Origin of the sequence: Microcystis protocystis FBCC-A270, from assembly GCF_050500235.1 — a bacterium.
Taxonomy (GTDB): Bacteria; Cyanobacteriota; Cyanobacteriia; order Cyanobacteriales; family Microcystaceae; genus Microcystis; species Microcystis ichthyoblabe_A.
The window spans coordinates 2,836,814-2,850,090 of record NZ_CP191407.1; the positions used below are offsets into that span (position 1 = coordinate 2,836,814).

Annotated in this window: 15 protein-coding genes and 2 pseudogenes; 7 read left to right on the forward strand and 10 right to left on the reverse strand. The window is 43.7% G+C overall.

All coding sequences use genetic code 11. From position 1 onward, the window contains the following. Nucleotides 1-91: 91 nt before the first annotated feature. The 5 genes from ACQY1X_RS13665 to ACQY1X_RS13685 form a co-directional block, all read right to left on the reverse strand. Nucleotides 92-601, reverse strand: a complete 510-nt coding sequence (locus ACQY1X_RS13665; protein WP_190538091.1) for a hypothetical protein — start codon at nt 599-601, stop codon at nt 92-94. Further along, a complete protein-coding gene (locus ACQY1X_RS13670) occupies nt 598-1,836 on the reverse strand; it encodes an AAA family ATPase (protein ID WP_430012948.1) in 1,239 nt (412 codons plus the stop codon). The genes ACQY1X_RS13665 and ACQY1X_RS13670 overlap by 4 nt, the downstream gene beginning before the upstream one ends. 101 nt (nt 1,837-1,937) lie before the next feature. Then, on the reverse strand, nt 1,938-4,643 hold the full coding sequence (locus tag ACQY1X_RS13675) for a phycobilisome rod-core linker polypeptide (RefSeq protein ID WP_430012949.1): 2,706 nt from the start codon (nt 4,641-4,643) through the stop codon (nt 1,938-1,940). Between the two features lie 174 nt (nt 4,644-4,817). Continuing rightward, nucleotides 4,818-5,156, reverse strand: coding sequence for a divalent-cation tolerance protein CutA (gene cutA / locus ACQY1X_RS13680; protein ID WP_271936257.1), 339 nt, complete (start codon nt 5,154-5,156; stop codon nt 4,818-4,820). Nucleotides 5,157-5,337: 181 nt separating this feature from the next. Then, nucleotides 5,338-6,045 carry a Crp/Fnr family transcriptional regulator gene (locus ACQY1X_RS13685; protein ID WP_002732437.1) on the reverse strand — a complete coding sequence of 236 codons (708 nt, stop codon included), beginning with the start codon at nt 6,043-6,045 and terminating at the stop codon, nt 5,338-5,340. Nucleotides 6,046-6,100: 55 nt separating this feature from the next. Here ACQY1X_RS13685 and ACQY1X_RS13690 point away from each other — a divergent pair, with 55 nt between their 5' ends. The 5 genes and pseudogenes from ACQY1X_RS13690 to ACQY1X_RS13710 all read left to right on the forward strand — a co-directional run bounded on the left by ACQY1X_RS13690 (nt 6,101) and on the right by ACQY1X_RS13710 (nt 8,368). Continuing rightward, entirely contained in the window at nt 6,101-7,300 is a 1,200-nt protein-coding gene (locus ACQY1X_RS13690; RefSeq protein WP_069474592.1) for a hypothetical protein, read from the forward strand. 341 nt (nt 7,301-7,641) lie between these two features. After that, nucleotides 7,642-7,779, forward strand: a pseudogene (locus ACQY1X_RS13695) (ISL3 family transposase); the annotation flags it as partial. Further along, nucleotides 7,755-7,940 (forward strand): hypothetical protein, encoded by a 186-nt coding sequence (locus tag ACQY1X_RS13700; protein ID WP_002734259.1) that lies wholly within the window; start codon nt 7,755-7,757, stop codon nt 7,938-7,940. The pseudogene ACQY1X_RS13695 and the gene ACQY1X_RS13700, both read left to right, overlap by 25 nt. A 4-nt stretch (nt 7,941-7,944) precedes the next feature. Beyond that, nucleotides 7,945-8,079, forward strand: a pseudogene (locus tag ACQY1X_RS13705) (element excision factor XisH family protein); the annotation flags it as partial. 43 nt (nt 8,080-8,122) lie between these two features. Continuing rightward, entirely contained in the window at nt 8,123-8,368 is a 246-nt protein-coding gene (locus tag ACQY1X_RS13710; RefSeq protein WP_002775412.1) for a hypothetical protein, read from the forward strand. A 67-nt stretch (nt 8,369-8,435) separates the two neighbouring features. Here ACQY1X_RS13710 and ACQY1X_RS13715 read toward each other — a convergent pair whose 3' ends face one another. From ACQY1X_RS13715 to bchM, 5 genes are all read right to left on the reverse strand, one after another. Continuing rightward, nucleotides 8,436-8,783: a carbon dioxide-concentrating mechanism protein CcmK gene (locus ACQY1X_RS13715; RefSeq protein WP_002733188.1), complete on the reverse strand. Its 348-nt coding sequence runs from the start codon at nt 8,781-8,783 to the stop codon at nt 8,436-8,438. A 104-nt stretch (nt 8,784-8,887) separates the two neighbouring features. Continuing rightward, nucleotides 8,888-9,196, reverse strand: coding sequence for a carbon dioxide-concentrating mechanism protein CcmK (locus tag ACQY1X_RS13720; protein WP_002732196.1), 309 nt, complete (start codon nt 9,194-9,196; stop codon nt 8,888-8,890). 51 nt (nt 9,197-9,247) lie between these two features. Beyond that, nucleotides 9,248-9,742: a peptide-methionine (S)-S-oxide reductase MsrA gene (gene msrA, locus ACQY1X_RS13725; protein ID WP_149987320.1), complete on the reverse strand. Its 495-nt coding sequence runs from the start codon at nt 9,740-9,742 to the stop codon at nt 9,248-9,250. After that, a complete protein-coding gene (gene panB / locus ACQY1X_RS13730) occupies nt 9,735-10,502 on the reverse strand; it encodes a 3-methyl-2-oxobutanoate hydroxymethyltransferase (protein WP_002792150.1) in 768 nt (255 codons plus the stop codon). Before panB ends, msrA begins: the two co-directional genes overlap by 8 nt. 3 nt (nt 10,503-10,505) lie before the next feature. Further along, a complete protein-coding gene (gene bchM / locus ACQY1X_RS13735; RefSeq protein ID WP_002775418.1) occupies nt 10,506-11,198 on the reverse strand; it encodes a magnesium protoporphyrin IX methyltransferase in 693 nt (230 codons plus the stop codon). 211 nt (nt 11,199-11,409) lie between these two features. Between bchM and pyk the strand changes: the two genes are divergently transcribed. Beyond that, nucleotides 11,410-12,831, forward strand: a complete 1,422-nt coding sequence (gene pyk / locus ACQY1X_RS13740; RefSeq protein WP_430014786.1) for a pyruvate kinase — start codon at nt 11,410-11,412, stop codon at nt 12,829-12,831. A 136-nt stretch (nt 12,832-12,967) separates the two neighbouring features. Continuing rightward, nucleotides 12,968-13,096 carry a histidine phosphatase family protein gene (locus tag ACQY1X_RS13745; protein WP_016516390.1) on the forward strand — a complete coding sequence of 43 codons (129 nt, stop codon included), beginning with the start codon at nt 12,968-12,970 and terminating at the stop codon, nt 13,094-13,096. The last annotated feature ends 181 nt before the right edge of the window (nt 13,097-13,277 follow it).

Here is a 13,277-nt window from a genome sequence, read left to right on the forward strand (position 1 = left end):
GTCGGCAGGGTGAGATTCAACATCAAACTAGGATATCTCTACACTCTAGAAAATCAATATCTTCAGAGCCACCGAATCAAAGAGAATTAAATCAGTCAATTTTGATGATATTTTGAATGATTAATCTAAACCCAGTTTCTTGGCGAAATTTTTCCATCCTCTCTGTTTGTGAAGTCTGAAAGGTAGGCTTTTTGTTATTGGCAATGTAGGCTTTTCTAGATGAATAATCCTCTATACCATGATTTTCAATAAATACCCGAATTGTGTTTCTTAGTTGCTCTTCTCCGTCTCCTACCCACCCCGAATTTTTCCCCTTTCGTTCTTTTAATTCTACAAAAATCAAACAATTGGCATAGGTCAGCATTCCATCACAGCGTTTATCCATACCACTACCATCGACTTTTCTAATTTCAATACATTTATCAATAGCGGTAAATGTCACTTCAATTTCTTGAGAGTTTTCCACAATAGCAATCCAATCCCTGGGATTTTCTGTATCTAAATAAGCGGGAGTTTCTGGGGGAGGTGGCTGATCACAAATTCCAAATTTATGCCGAGGGGTTTGACTCTGACATTTTTTATCAAAGAAATTTATCTTCATAACTGTTCTTCGATTTCCAGTAAATCATCAAAAAGCTGATTTGTCTCTCCCAGGGAAAGATTGAGATAATTTTCATCAGAAGGTAAACCATTATATGTAGCAAGTTCTCGGATTTTTCCTTGCTCTGTTAATTCATATACAATAGCATCTTCTGCCGCTATACAAGAGGCTTTCGGGACAATTTGGTTGAGCTTTTCTTGGAGATAATCGGCGTTAGAAATCGCTGATGATAGGATTTTTTTGATAACTTTATCCGCTTTGATAGCTAGGGTTAGATCGTTGATAATATAAGGACTATGAGTAGTTAAAATTAGTTTATTTCCCTGGGTTAAATTGGCAAATTCAAATAATTTATATAAAATCTTTTTCTGCGATTGAGGAAATAGATTCTGCTCGATTTCTTCCACAATATTTACAAAACACTCGTTGCGGTATTTAGAAGATAACACTTCTAGTGCTGCCCTTTTTAGGTCATCGGAAAGATTATCATTAGAGATAATTTTCTCGATTTCCATTTTTAATCTTTTTTGCTCCTCTCCACTGAGTTCATTGCCGGAAGTTTCTTGAGTTCGATTAATCGATAAAGCAATATTTCGAGAAACGAGAAATAAAGGAACAAAAGACTGAAAACCACTGGAAGCTTCTGATAGATTTAGTTGATAATCACTACCCACAATCTTGGCCAGTCTATTGAGTTTATCAAATTCCAATTTGACCTCACCTACTGGCAAAGTCAAACTGCCAGATAATTCCTGTTGTGAGCGATCCAATTCTTCCCAGAAAGTATATAATGATTCTGGCAGTCCTTTGAGTTTTTCTGGCCATCTTACTGCACTCAAAAAGTTTCGCTCTGCTGGTACATAAATAATTTTTGGTACTCGATACTTTGAATTATCAGTACGCTCGATCGATAATTTAGCATTTTCAAAACTAATTCGATAAACATCTCCATTGTATTCAATTTGGGTTTCGGGTAAAAAGTAATTGGTTAAATTTTGGTATTGACAAAAAGATTTAACAAAACGATTATATTTAGTCACATATTTTTCCTCTAAATTTCCACGATATAGAGCTTTTTCCAACCAGCTTAATGTTGATATTAATTTAGCAATGCTACTTTTTCCAGTTCCTTGATTACCGATAAAAATCGTTACTTTCCGAACGTCGATAAAACCATCATTTTCTACTAAACCCGCCTTAATTGGACCGAAGTTTTTAACTTTAATTTGGCTCATTGTTATCCCCTTGATTGACGATGATAAATTTTGGCCAGTAATTTGTCCTGAAAAAAAGCTCGTGTTAAACACGAGCTAAATTAACTAACTTCAAGGACTAACTAACCACCGACCTTAACTACTGGTTTAAAACTGGGAACAACCAGTTCACTATCCTGTTTAGTCAGCTTATTGTATAAGCGTTCCGTATTGGGGAAATTAGCAGCCGGTAGAGTTGGGAAACGACGATAGGGAACCGTATCTTCACCAAATAATTGTAGGTATTCCATGCTATTAACCATGGCACCAATAAAGGCCTTTAATCCCTTAGTTGCCAGAATTTGGTTATATTTCTGGATTTCCTTTTGATTCAAGGGAGCGCGACCTAAGAAGTGCTTGGTTCCCAATTCAATTACTTTCGTATTCGGATAGGGAGCATAGAATTCTTTCAGGTAAAGATCCGAACCACCTAAACCCTCAATAAACTCTTTCACCGTGATCTCAGCATTGCTTAATTTACTCTCTAAAGCGGTAAATTCGGCATTGATGATATAGGGTTCGAGATCCCGTTCAAAAATCTGACGATAGGCAGCGCGAACAGTATTTTGTACGGCAACTTTATCCAGATTAGTTAACAGTTTAAAGATCTTAGTTTGTTCCCGTTGAACCGTGACACCTTGACCGACACGAGATTGAATATCCGGTTCAGTGCGAATCGAACTCGACGGTGTACCCAATTCAATAAAGCGCGGGGTTTCCTCTTTATCAACTCTTTGGCCGATATCTTCGCGGAGATTGCCCAAACGCACCATCCGTAACTGCATCCCTTGGGGAGTTAGATAGCGCTCGTAGGGAACCGTATCTTCGCCAAAAGCTTCCGTATATTCAGGACTGTCGATAATGGCATCGATTAAAGCATAGAAGCCTTTTTTCGAGCAAAGATCGAAGTATTGATTCATTTCCTGACGACCGTAGGTGGGACGACCGAGCAGACGACGGTGAATATATTCGATCGCTTTCACCACATAGAGAGGAGTCCAGTAGATTTTCCGGAAAGCCTCCGATTTAGCTAGGGTTTTGATAAACTCGCGCAGAGTAATATCGCCATTTTCTAACTTAATCTCGGCCACGGATAAACGCTGACCTTCGTAGGGCATTCGACCGAAAACCTGACGATAAGCCGCTAAAATGACTCTTTGGGTGGAACTTTCGCCAAATTTAACGCTTACCCCATTGCTAGAACCGGGTAACTCGTTATTGAGACGGAAAACTTTCGGTCCCAAAGTACCGGGGAATTCACCTCGGGCGCCGGGGTTGCTATTTTGGTTATTAGTCGCCGGTCCGCGGTGGATGAGGATACGTTTGGTATCCTTACTGAAGGGAGCGGGACTAGAACTAGGTTCGCGGGTTTCTTTCGGGAAAATTGCCCCAAATTGGATTTCTAGGGGGTCATTTCCGGAACCGTAAACGTGCTGATCCGGTAAGGGGCGATCGTATTTAGCAAAGGTGGTGATAAATTGGGGAACTTTGCGGAAAGGTGCGCTGTAGTTAAACAGGTCGATCTGCATCCCCCAGTTACGACATTCCTGTGCTTCTGCACCCAAACCCCGGAGATAGGGAACGGTTTCTTCGCCGAAATAGTCGGAATACTCCTGAGAATCGACTAAAGCATCGATTAACGCCCCTAAACCGCCGCTAGAGACGATCGAGAAGTATTTCTGCACTTCTTCCCGGGAGGAAGGACCGCGACCGAGGAAATGACGGAAAGCCAATTCTAGAGCGCGACTATTGATAAAAGGTTCAAAGAACTGTTTACGATAGAGAGGCGATTTACCGAGACGACGGACGAATTCTTTCATCGAGATGTCGCCGTTTTTCACCTTCGATTCTAGGTCAGAAATGGACTGACTATAGGCGCGGGTGATGTCCCGTTCAAAAATTTGTCTGTAGGCTGCCTTAATAATCGAAGATTTTTCCGACTCCGATAAACCGGTTTTCATGACAAACTTTTGCCGTTTTTCGGCGCCATTGTAGTAGCTTTGGGGAAGACTTAAACCCTGTTGGTCACTACTGGGACGCTGACGCAGTTTATTAGAGGGGGTGGGGGCCTTTAATTCCCCCAGTAGGATATTGAAATAGTCACTGATTAAAGTGGCCGCATCCTTGTCTCTTTGGAAATACTCGATCGAAGCGGCCCGCATTTCCTGTAGGGCCACGATGGTGGCATCAATAGAACAGGCATTTTCGAGAACTTCCCTTAAACCGCGGGTATTAACGATCAGGATACTGGTATCACCGGCCACGATCGCGTATGTAATATAACGCAGGAACCAGGATAAATCCCGGAGGGACTTCTGCATATTGCTCGGACCGTAACGAGAGACGTTAATCGGTCGGAATCCGGGGGGAATCGGGCCGCTAGAGGCGAAAATCCCTTTTAAACCACCAAGGAAACCACCACCGCCACCAGACCCGCTTTCAGCGTAGGTAACGGTTCCTAATTTCATCCCTTCCTGGACGTTGATCATTTTACCCGCACCCACCAGGGCCAATTCTTCCACGGGGGGTTTTTCTAGGTAGGCCATGGGGGAACCACCGGTAAAAATCCGGTTAGCTGCCCGCGAGACGATCAAATCGGAGTTCCGGGTGAGCGTTTGGGCAATATCTAAACGCTTGCTCCCCGATTGGAAGTAGGCGATCAGTTCGTTGAGTTCGGGTTTATCGAGAAAGCGGTCTTGTTGTTCTGCTTGGGTAATGGCAGATACCGGGACGGTTTGATAGAGTTGGGGACGCGCTAAGGAGCTGCCACCGCTTGCCTTAAGACTCATTGGATTTTAACTATCTCCCTTGACGATGTGCTGAGTTCTCCAATCGTGGAGGCGATCGGTCTTAAAACCAGATGTTTAAACATTTAATCAGCATCTAGATTAAAACTTTTTGCGCTTCCTGAGATAGTTTATTAAGAATTATATAGATTTTTTTCGCTCAAGTTGCCGATTGGTCTATTCTGACACCCCACTGGTATGGGAGGCTAACCAGTCTAAATAGGTCTGAGAACCCGCCACAATCGGTAAAGCGATGATTTCTGGGACGGCATAGCTATGAAGTTCCTGTATCTTCGCCGATAACTGCTCAAACTGCTTTAAATCGGTTTTAATCACTAATTGCCATTCGCGCTCGTTTTCAATCTGTCCCTGCCAACGATAAATGGAACGCATCGGGTAAATACTGACACAAGCGGCCAGGCGCTCGTTAAGTAAGGCGATCGCTAGGTGTTCCGCTTCCGTTTCGCTGGCCGTTGTCACCAGCACCACTCCAAAACCGGTTAATTTTTCAGTCATAAGTAGTCGTGCAAAATAAATTTCCTAGTGAAGATAGGCACTCATGCAAAAGGCAACAGGCAACAGGCAATAGGAGGAATAGATAATCAGTCTTTAATAACCAGATTTTAGTAGGATAACCGATAACTGATAACTGATAACTGATAACTGATAACTGATAACTGATAACTGATAACTGAATTTAGGCGATCGCTTTTTCTAAAGCGGCCAGATCGGGAATACAGAGAGATTCCTGCTCTCGTTGAATCAGGCCTTTTTTCTCCAATTTAGTCAAGGATCGGGTCACGGTTTCCCGGGCCAGTCCACTAATACCACTCAATTCCCGGTGAGGTAAATTAGGAATTATCGCACCCTGACCGCTTTTTTCTCCTTGACCTTCGGCTAAAAAGAGTAAAGTATCGGCGACTCTGGAGAGACTATCGGCCTCGCGCAAACGTAAACGCTGGTTAACTTGACGCAAACGCTTGGCCATTAACTGAGAAAGACGAATTCCCGCTAAAGGCTCCGATTTGAGCAGATTAACAAAATCTTGGGCGGGAATACTGCTAATTGTGGCCGTGGTTAAGGTGATAGCATCGGTGGAGCGGGTAGATTCTTCTAAAGCGGCCATTTCTCCGACTATTTCCCCTTTACCGAGGATATTTAAGGTGACTTCTTTGCCATCCATATTGTAAGTACGAATTTTCACCCAACCATCCAGAATAAAGTAAACTGACCCCCCCCAATCATTTTCTAATAAAATCGCCCGATTAGGGGGATGAGTGCGGGTGACAACATGAGAAGTAACTTTATCGATGGTTTCAGGGGGTAAACCGACCAATAAGGTGGCTGTATCCAATAATTTTTGAATCTCTGCCGATTTTTCGGCAGGATAGCGTTTTTCTTCCATAGTTTAATATTTAAATTTTGTTCGTTTCAAGTGAGTGATTCTACAATAGACAGTTGTGGGTATTTTTATTTATCTAGTGACCGATAAACAGGATTTTTCCTCTCTACTGACCGAGATCGATCGGATTCTTGCCAAGGTGATTTCATCTCTAGTTAACCCGCAAGAAGTTACTTCCGAGACAATTATCGCCACTCGTCAACATTTAGAATCGGCCAAAGCGCTTCTTTTTCCTTTATTATCCCCCGATCGAACCCCTGAAGTTGTCCGTTGGTCCCTGGGAATGGAGGTACAACCACCAGGGGTGAAAATCGTCTTTTTTCGGGAAAGCCAAGGATTGATCGATTTTTATCCTCTTTCTTGGAGTCTGGCAACGGGAACAAGCGATCTCTTACCCTGCTCTCAGGTGGAAGAATATCTAATTAGCTGGCTATCTAATCGGGATTTTAGCACCGATTCTTGGCTCTGGGAAGCCCTAGAGCGATTAGAAGCTATTATTATTACCGATGACGGGGAAACCCCCACGGATGACCTAAAAAAAGCCCTTCTCACAGCGCAACTAATACCCCCCGATCGCCTCTCTAGTCTGGAAACAGCGATCGCTACTGCTCTGGCCTATATTCCCACTAGCGACCAACCCCAACCCCAAACCCTACTGGTGATCGAAGGTAAACGAGAGACTACCACTTTAGCGCTGCTGGAAGTACCACGGCAAACTTGCTCTTTATCCCGTCAAGCGATCGCTCTAAGCCATTTTAACTACGGGGAAAACACCTATGAACAGGCCATACTCTCTCAGTTAATTTATCCTCTCTGGCGTTCTTTTTTACCCCTTTCGCTCTCCGATCTCACCGATACTAATCCCTTTAAAAAATCTTTACTGGCAGCCGCTAGATTAACTAAATTAATCCTGCAAGAAGAAAGCGAATTTACCTCCTCTCTAGCTGGTCATACTTGGACGGTCAGTCGCCTGGATTTAAATAAGAAGGTCATTATGCCATATCTAGATAATTTAAGACAAAAAGTTAATGATTTGTTAGAAAAACAGCAAAAAAGTCTTAAAGATATCGATCAAATAATTTTTAGCGGTAATTTTTTCTTAACCATTTGGCCCTATTTTCTAACAGAAATTCAGCAAGAATTTGCTGGCTGCCATCTAGAGGCACCCAGTCAGGAAAACTTCTCACCAGCAATCTTGGGTTTAGGTCGTCTCTGTTTATTTTCGGCTCTTAGAGGTGAGAAGGTCAATAATGCTTAAAAAATCGACCTCAGCCTTATTTAAAAGTCAGAATTTAGGGGTGAATAGAATTTTTAGGGTAATTGGGTCGAATACTCAACAAAGGCGCTGGTAATTCGGTAGCAGTGATGGTGGTTTAATGCTTTGCCAGTTGGACATTATAAGCTAAGACGCATTTTAACCGCCTATCCTTAGATTAGCAACAATCTCCCCCAATCCCTTTACTATTGCCCCTTGTCTCATCTCAACAAGCAGTTTAAATACACGGACAGCTTATTATTCATAGCAGATAACCAATCATGGCTCTTCTAGGTTCTGTGTGAGCATGGTATATAATAGTAAAACAGAACAGGAGGTGGGTTATGTGGATAAATTTTGATCAACTCCTCGATTTACCAAATGTAACAGTGGTCAATTATCAAAAAATTGCTCAGACAATTTTCCTAAAGCTTGCTCTTTTAAATGAAACAATTGAATGTCCGATGAAATACAATTGCAATTTGCTTTATCCAATGGTCGCGTGATTTTTACTCAAGATACTGATTTTTTAAGAATCAATCAACTAGCACGTTGCTTCAAGTCAGAAAAATTCCCCTCTATCCGTCCCAACCTAATCGAGACTATTGGTCACTGGCTAAATAACGCGATCGCCGAACCATAAAAAAATGCCTGCCAAAGATATTTTCCATGATTGTGTAAAACACGCCCTAATCAAAGATGGCTGGATAGTTACCGATGATCCCTTAAGTCTTAAAATTGGCAAAAAAGACTTGTTTATTGATCTAGCAGAGGAACTGTTAACACAAATTGATCCCCCCTAGTCCCCAAAAGAAGAATCTCCCCATGAGTAACCCTATTATCATTGAAACTGACTTAAAAGATATTCTCGCTAAACTTGACAATCGGTTAGAGCGAATCGAAACAAAACTAGAAGTATTACCGAAAATAGAGGCCGAAGTTTCCCAACTCAAAGAAGATGTCAAAGACTTGAAAGAAAGGGCAACGGCTCAAATATGGGCTTTGATAGTCACTGTTATCGGTGCAACTGTTGCAGCAATTATCAAATTCGGTTTTCTGACTAAAACTTAAATCATCCCTAAAAACTAAGTTGGAACTAGACAAGTTCCAACCAGTAACAAAAAATTGACCTTGAAGATTAACGACGGATTGGTGCCATCGCACCGTCGGCAGCAGCACGAAAAGGTTCCACTGCCTCGCTATAATCGATCGGTAAAATAGCCACCACGTTATCATGAGGACGGGGAATAATTACCCAGGTTTCTAAAGCTGCCCCCTCGGTTTTATTGACGGCTTCAATGCCGGCAGCCATAGCGGTTTTTACCTCCTGTACATCCCCACGAATATTGAGGGTAAAACGGGCGCTTCCTGCCCTTAAATAACCAACAATCGTGATCCGTCCTGCTTTTACCATCGCATCGGCGGCCGCTAGAATACCGGGGAAACCTTTGGTCTCGATCGATCCCACCGCGGGTTGGGCTGTCATAAATTAACTCCTAATAACAAAAATCAGATAAGTTTAATTGATAGAATCCAATCTATTTTCCAGTCTTTAACTATAGTCTAGTTTGGGGCTAATCGCTAGGGAAATTAACTGCGAAAACGGTCCGACTTAGGCGTATGCTGCACTGGTAAAACCGCCAGTACATTTTCTGGAGGATTCGGTACGATGTAATGACTGACCACATTACCACCAAAAGCGGTCATCGCCGCCGCTAATCCTGCCTCTACTGCCGGTTTAACCTCGGAAATCGGACCGCGAATCGCCACCAAAAATTCGCCCCTTTCCGCTAGATCAAAATAAACTAGGGTGACTCGTCCCCCTTTAACCATGGCATCCGCCGCCGCTAAAACGGGGGGAAAACCCAACGTTTGAATGACTCCGACCGCCTCGGGCATTTTTCCTGATCTCCTGCGAAAGCAACTTTACATTATACCCCGAACCTGTATTTATATTTTCTTCTGGAAATCCGCGACCGATCGAGCCTGTTTTTTCTCCAAATACTGTTGATGGGACTGATCGGCCAGATAATAATCTCCTGCGGGTTCGATCAAAGTAACGATATCCTGCTGAAACTTTCCCGATAGTTGTAGTTGACGCTTGGAAGCAGTGGCGATTAACTTTTGTTCCGGGGTGTGATAAAAAATAATCGATCGATATTGTTCTCCTCTGTCCGGTCCTTGGCGATTTAACTGAGTCGGATCATGAATTGACCAAAAAACGGCTAATAACGCCTCGTAGCTTATCTCTTGGGGATTATAGGCAATTTGTGCCACTTCCGCATGACCGGTAATTCGCGATAAGACATCGAGATAACTAGGATTGGGAAAATTTCCCCCCATATAACCCACAGAAGTGGCTAAAACACCAGGTAAACGCCGAAATGCGTCCTCGGTTTTCCAAAAACAGCCGGCCCCAAAGGTGGCTTTTTCGCCGCTATTCATTTCTCCTCACATCCTTGGCAAATTCTACCACTGCTTTTGTAATTGTCTCGCTTAAATTAGCATAAACTTTGGCAAAAGGGGGAGCTTTTTCGGTTAATCCTAGGATATCCGCCGTTACTAACACCTGACCATCACAATCTTCCCCCGCACCGATACCAATCGTCGGGATAGTCAATTTATCGGTAATAGTAGCGGCTAAATTGGCGGGAATATGTTCCAAAACCAGGGCAAATACTCCCGCTTTCTCCAAGGCTAAAGCTTCCTCGATTAATCTTTGTGCCTCCGATGGAGTTTTTCCCTGCTGACGGTATCCTAACCGATGGACCGACTGGGGAGTTAATCCGATATGACCCATAACAGGGATGCCTATCTCGGTTAAACGGCTAATAGTCTCGATCATAGCGGGATAACCTCCCTCTAATTTTACCCCTTGCACTCCCGCTTCCTTTAACATCCTTCCCGCCGAGTGAATTGCCTGACTGACACTTTCCTGATAGCTGAGAAAAGGCAAATCACAGACAACTAAAGCTTGTTTTACCCCGCGAGACACGGCCGCCGCGTGGTGAATCATCGCCTCTAGGGTGATCGGTAAAGTGGTAGGATAGCCCAAAGCGGTCATAGCTAAGGAATCACCTACCAAGATAATATCAATTCCTGCCCGATCGAGCAGTCGCGCGATCGGATAATCCCAAGCTGTGAGGGTGACAATCGCGCGTTTTTGCTGTTTCCACTCGATTAATTTGCTGGTGGTGACTGCCATTATTTATTCACTGCGGACAGCTTCGAGAATACGGGAAAAATAGAAACGAGTGCTAGTCATACTCGTCCGTTCAATTTTAAAGCCATTTTCGTTTAAAGCGGCGATAATAGTTTTTTCCTTGTGTTGATAAGCGCGAGTGGTTTTACTCGGACCGGGGAAAAATTGACCAATTTTCTTGAGAATGGTTAATAAACAGGTTTTAGGGGCAAAACTGAGGATTAAACGGGATTGAGCTAGGGATCCCAAGTGTTTAATCATGCCTAAGGCTTCTTCTGTGGGATAGTGAATGAGAACATCAAGACAGATGACTGTGTGATATTGGCCGGTTAATGCTTCTAAATCTTGAACGGCAAAGGTGAGTTTACTGGTATCTGCTAACTCTTTGGCCGCTCTTTCCTTGGCTTCTGTCACCATTTTCTCAGAAATATCACTGGCGAAAATAGTTGCGCCCGCTTGAGCAAGGGGAATACTAAGACTACCGACTCCACAACCGGCATCACAGATCGAGAGATTAGGCAAATTGTCATCACTTTCTAACCAACCGATAACGGTATCGATCGTCTGTTGATGACCGATGCGAATATCTTTTTGTACTTTGTTAACTTCGCCATCCCCATAAATCCGGCGCCAGCGATCGAATCCCGTGGCGTTAAAATAGTCCTTGACTATGGCTTTATCGTCTAATGTGTTGGTCATAAGGAAATCTAAACGAGCGGAGATGGTTATTAGTTTATCCTACCGTGAAAGCTCTCAACGGTTGCTGCTGATAGCTGACTCCTGACTGCTCAGGAGAGGACCGGGAGCGATGGCAACTCTGTGGAAAAGCTTAATTTGTTTTTCGCTTCACCGTTAGTTAACCTAAAGTGAATATCATGTAATCGTCCCAAGATCGATTAGTAAGGGTTCCATGTCAATTATTACCCATAGAACTAAGATCGTAGCCACGATCGGCCCTGCCAGTAATTCGCCAGAAGTCCTCAAGGAAATGATCGGTGCGGGGATGAATGTAGCGCGGCTAAACTTTTCCCACGGTAGCTACGAAGATCATGCGAGAGTTGTTAGCCTTTTACGGCAAATTTCTCAAGAATTAGACAATCCTATCACTCTCCTGCAAGATTTACAAGGGCCGAAAATTCGCGTCGGTAATCTCCCCAATGGTTCGATTACCATCAACGACGGCGACTATCTCACCCTTGTACCCATGGATGAGTATCGGGGAGAACCGAACACCGTTTCGATCGATTATCCCTATCTGGCCGAGGAAGCACAGCTAGGTGAGCAAATTCTCCTTGATGATGGCTTATTAGAGCTAAAAATCGTTGAAATTAACGGAAAAGATCTAAAATGTCAAGTATTGGAGGGAGGAATTCTCAAGAGTCGCAAGGGAGTTAATCTACCCCGTCTCAATTTGCGCTTACCTTCCATGACCGAAAAAGACAAACAAGACCTAGAATTTGGTCTTGCTCAGGGGGTTGATTGGGTTTCCCTTAGTTTTGTTCGTAAAGGAGAAGATATCAAGGCGATTAAGGCATTTTTAGCCGAGAGAAATCATGGGGATGTGCCAGTGATGGCTAAAATTGAAAAACCGCAAGCGATCGAAAATTTGGAGTCAATTATCGAGGAATGTGACGGAATTATGGTGGCCCGGGGCGATTTGGGGGTAGAATTAAGTCCCGAAAAAGTCCCCATGTTGCAAAAACGCATTATCAAACTCTGCAACATGAAAACTATTCCCGTCATCACTGCCACCCAGATGTTAGAAAGCATGATTCACAGTCCCCGACCGACTCGGGCCGAGGCTAGTGATGTGGCTAATGCGATTATCGATGGAACCGATGCGGTGATGTTATCGGGGGAATCAGCAGTGGGAGATTTTCCCGTCAAAGCTGTGGCTATGTTGGCCAAAATCGCCCATGATGTGGAAGCGGATGTGAAGTTTGATAATGCTCCCCCCAATCAGTCCGATGAAACTCACGCTCTCAGTGAGGCTTTAGTGGCGATCGATCAAACCCTTGATCTCCGTTATATTGTCACTTTTACCACCTCTGGCTACACTTCGCTACTGGCTTCTAAGGAACGTCCCTCGGTTCCTGTCATTGCCATGACTCCCAACAAACGAGTCTATCACCGTCTCAATCTAGTCTGGGGTGTGATCCCGATTCTTCTTGATCATCAGGTGTCCGTCTTTGAGGATGTGTTAAAGCAAACGGAATCAATTCTGCTTCAGAAAAATCTAGCCCAATCCGGCGATAAAATCCTGATTATGGCGGGAATTCCCATGCAGAAAACTAAAGGCACTAATTTCCTCAAAATTCACAGGATTCCCTAAGTTCTAGGATTCGGGAGTCAGGAGTCAGGACACAGGAGACAGGAGATTATTTCTATTTATTCTCCCCACTTCCCCAAACCCCACACCCCACACCCCACTTCCCCACTTCCCCAAACCCCACTTCCCAAGAAAACCCATGTCAAAACTTGTATTAATTCGTCACGGCCAAAGTCTTTGGAATGCGGCCAATAAATTCACTGCATGGGTCGATGTTCCCTTAAGTGAACGCGGTAGGGCTGAAGCCTTGACATCCTCGCCGCCCTAAAAGTGCGGCGATTCCTAAACCTCACGATTTAAGTTTCTGCTTCCACCACCGTCGCATACCACAGTTAAAAAACCATGTACTGTCTTACACAGAGTCCACAGACTTTCGCCCCATTTCAGAAGCCCGATTCCGTGTGTCCCACGGTACGTTGACCGCCTATAGCTTCTTGTACTTGTTGCGC

Coding starts and splice junctions, on each gene's coding strand:
- panB (WP_002792150.1), bottom strand. CDS start 10,502: ATGGCAGTCACCACCAGCAAATTAATCGAGTGGAAACAGCAAAAACGC.
- ACQY1X_RS13675 (WP_430012949.1), bottom strand. CDS start 4,643: ATGAGTCTTAAGGCAAGCGGTGGCAGCTCCTTAGCGCGTCCCCAACTC.
- cutA (WP_271936257.1), bottom strand. CDS start 5,156: ATGACTGAAAAATTAACCGGTTTTGGAGTGGTGCTGGTGACAACGGCC.
- pyk (WP_430014786.1), top strand. CDS start 11,410: ATGTCAATTATTACCCATAGAACTAAGATCGTAGCCACGATCGGCCCT.
- ACQY1X_RS13700 (WP_002734259.1), top strand. CDS start 7,755: ATGTCCGATGAAATACAATTGCAATTTGCTTTATCCAATGGTCGCGTG.
- ACQY1X_RS13665 (WP_190538091.1), bottom strand. CDS start 601: ATGAAGATAAATTTCTTTGATAAAAAATGTCAGAGTCAAACCCCTCGG.
- ACQY1X_RS13685 (WP_002732437.1), bottom strand. CDS start 6,045: ATGGAAGAAAAACGCTATCCTGCCGAAAAATCGGCAGAGATTCAAAAA.
- ACQY1X_RS13720 (WP_002732196.1), bottom strand. CDS start 9,196: ATGCCCGAGGCGGTCGGAGTCATTCAAACGTTGGGTTTTCCCCCCGTT.
- msrA (WP_149987320.1), bottom strand. CDS start 9,742: ATGAATAGCGGCGAAAAAGCCACCTTTGGGGCCGGCTGTTTTTGGAAA.
- ACQY1X_RS13670 (WP_430012948.1), bottom strand. CDS start 1,836: ATGAGCCAAATTAAAGTTAAAAACTTCGGTCCAATTAAGGCGGGTTTA.
- ACQY1X_RS13715 (WP_002733188.1), bottom strand. CDS start 8,783: ATGACAGCCCAACCCGCGGTGGGATCGATCGAGACCAAAGGTTTCCCC.
- bchM (WP_002775418.1), bottom strand. CDS start 11,198: ATGACCAACACATTAGACGATAAAGCCATAGTCAAGGACTATTTTAAC.
- ACQY1X_RS13745 (WP_016516390.1), top strand. CDS start 12,968: ATGTCAAAACTTGTATTAATTCGTCACGGCCAAAGTCTTTGGAATGCG.
- ACQY1X_RS13710 (WP_002775412.1), top strand. CDS start 8,123: ATGAGTAACCCTATTATCATTGAAACTGACTTAAAAGATATTCTCGCT.